The organism is Bradyrhizobium sp. CCBAU 45389, from assembly GCF_028128625.1.
Lineage (GTDB): Bacteria > Pseudomonadota > Alphaproteobacteria > Rhizobiales > Xanthobacteraceae > Bradyrhizobium > Bradyrhizobium liaoningense_B.
In genome coordinates this window covers 1-2631 of sequence record NZ_LBIY01000044.1, presented here as the reverse complement: position 1 = coordinate 2631, position 2631 = coordinate 1, and the positions used below count along the sequence as shown (strand labels likewise).

General features: G+C 63.3%; 2 protein-coding genes. Both read right to left on the bottom strand.

Annotation, left to right across the window (positions count from 1 at the left end):
* Nucleotides 1–2022: recombinase family protein (locus XH79_RS06960; protein ID WP_271581174.1), on the bottom strand; the 2022-nt coding region annotated here is incomplete at its 3' end.
* The gene (locus XH79_RS06955; protein WP_271581173.1) at nt 2012–2269 is read right to left on the bottom strand and encodes a hypothetical protein; all 258 of its coding nucleotides are present in this window, start codon (nt 2267–2269) and stop codon (nt 2012–2014) included. The genes XH79_RS06955 and XH79_RS06960, both read right to left, overlap by 11 nt.
* Nucleotides 2270–2631: the final 362 nt, after the last annotated feature.

The window sequence follows — 2631 nt, the reverse complement described above, 5'->3', positions numbered from 1 at the left end:
GGGGTATTTTGGATTTTGGCGCGCGCGTTCCGTGATTGCTTGTGCGGCTGATGCCGAGAGATCGGCACGGGCAAAGATCCAAGGGCCTTCGGACAAGGGATGGATGGCGGCGATCTCGCCGGCCTCCGCCGCCAGTCTGAGGGTTTTGGGCGCGATCTTGAGAAGCCGCGCGGCCTTGCTGAGATTGAGCCACGGCTCGATCCCGTCATCAGCAGGTTTGAACACCGGAATGCGGTGATGCGAGCGCAACGATGTGACGCGCTCCCGCGTCCAGCGGTTGCCGTGACCCGTGACAAGGCCATTCCTATTGAGTGTACCGGCGATGAGATCGTCATCGGCGATCAGCACTAACTGGCGGACAGCCGTGATCACATCGGCTGAGGCGCTATTGCGTTGGCCGCGCCGACGCTTGGGCAAGCGGATCTGGCTATGTACGCCGCCGATCCAGTGGACGATCAACACGATCTCGCCTGCCTCCTGATCGATGTCGGCGACCACCTCCTGGATGAGGGTGCGCACAATGCGCTTCTTCAGGCGCGCGTCTGTCGTTGGAGCGGCCCAGACGGTCTTGAGGTCCGTCGCGAGTGCGGCCAGCGCTGTCGGGTCGATGGCTGGCATCGGCATGGCTGCGCCATGCGTCGCGATCTTGCTTTCGACCTCTGCTACACGCGCGAGCGCCTTGTTCCAGCGAGCCTCCAGTTCGCCAGCAACCAGCCTGTTGGCGGGATCAGTAGCGTCGTACTGACGGAAGGCGCGATCGGCCGCATAGTGCGCCGCTTCAAGGTCGCGCAGAAGTGCCTCGCGTACCTGATCGCGCCGTTGACCGGCTTGCCTCTCGGCGGCGACTGCGGCTGTGATCGCGCCGGGCCCGACCACGCCGAGAAGCGCTTCCTCGATGGAATCGTCGACGCGCAGGCCGCCGAAGGCGATGCAGCGCGGCTCGCCATTGTCCATCCAGGCACGGCTGCAGCTATAACGCGGGATGCCATGCTTTGCGCCGGTATATCGAAGCGTCAGCTTGCGCCCGCAGCGCCGGCACCGGATCATGCCGGCCAGCAGCGCATTGCCATGTTTGGCGGCGCCATGATGACGGCTGGTGGGAATGTTGTTGCTGACCATCGTCCTGATCGCCTCGGCCTTCTCCCAGCTGACGTAGCCCTCATGGGCATTTGGCATCAGCGCCAGCCAGTCACTGCGTGCTTTGCGGCGAATCTTCGCGCTGGCACCGTTGGCTCCATAGCCTACCGCAACCGCAGTCCTACCATAGGCATAGGCGCCGCCGTAGATGGGGTTCTCAATCAACCGGTGGATGGCGGCGTAGTTCGGCCGCCGCCAGGCCACATCGCCATTGTTCTGCTTCACCGGAAGTTCGAGATTATGCTCGTGGAACCAGAGCAAGGCTTGACGAGCGCTGCCCAGTTCCTGAACCTTGTCGAAGACCAGGGTAATGGCGTCTTGCACGCGGCGGTCGGGATCCTTCTCGTAGCGATCGCCGGCCTTCACAAAGCCTACTGGTGCCGCGACGACCAGTTCGCCGCGGCGCGCCTTCTCGTAGCGCGCCGAGAGCGAACGCTGGCGCAACAGGTCAAGCTCGTACTCGTTCAGGCTGCCCTTCAACCCGAGCAGCAGCCGGTCGTTGCCGTGGCGCGGCGCATAGACGGTCTCCTGATCGACCAGCACCGTATCGACCACGCGGCACATCTCGATCAGTTGCTGCCAGTCGCGACTGTTGCGGGCAAAGCGGGAGACCTCACGCGCGCAGACGGCGCCAACCTTGCCGAGGCACACCTCCGCGACCATCCGCTCGAATCCAGCACGCTGAACGGAGCCAGCCGCCGAGCGGCCGAGATCGTCGTCGATCACCTCGATCTGCGACCAGCCAAGCGCCGTCAGCCGATCCCGCATAGCATATTGCAGCGCGCTGCTCTCCCTGTTGTGCAGCACCTGATGGGCCGACGACTGCCGCACATAGAGCAGTGCTTTGCGCTCCAGATGATGGGGCCGAATCTTGTCAGAGATCATGACCGTCCTCCATCGTTACGGCCGTCTTGCTCTTGTCCGCGTGTTCCAGGATCAGCTGCGCCATCAGGTTGGTCAGCGTGCCTTGCACCTCTGCCGGCAGCTCCGGCCAAGCCGGCGCTCCGATGACGCCGCTGGACTGGCCGCTTGCGAACAGGTCCATTTGCAGCGCCTGGCGCTGCTGATCCTGCCTGTGCCGGCTCCGCTGTGCTGGCGGCCGGCGCGCCATTGTCGTGGTCTTGCCTGACATGGGCCTCTCCCCGATTCGGATCGCGAGAGGTCATGATTGCGCCAGAAAGAAAGGCGTTCGATGATGCGGTGCCCGCCTTCAACACATCCGACAGAAGGCCCGCTAGCACCGACAGCGCTGATGAATCGACATAAGGCGTGGTGGTGACGGCCGAATCATCCGCGCAAGCCACGCGATCGAACATCCAGGCAGGAATCTCAAGCCACCGAGTCGCATCGGAGCCGCTCAGCGTGCAGCGGAAAATAACATCATCCGACTTGGCGATCGCCTGGTGGACAAACACCGGCTGACCAAACCATGGATGCCACCGATACAAGAGCTCGCGAAAACCGGTCCCGTGGGTGTTATCAAGCTGGGTTGTA

What these genes read in the sequence shown, in the direction of transcription:
- XH79_RS06955 (WP_271581173.1), bottom strand. Translation starts at nt 2,269, where the DNA reads ATGTCAGGCAAGACCACGACAATGGCGCGCCGGCCGCCAGCACAGCGG.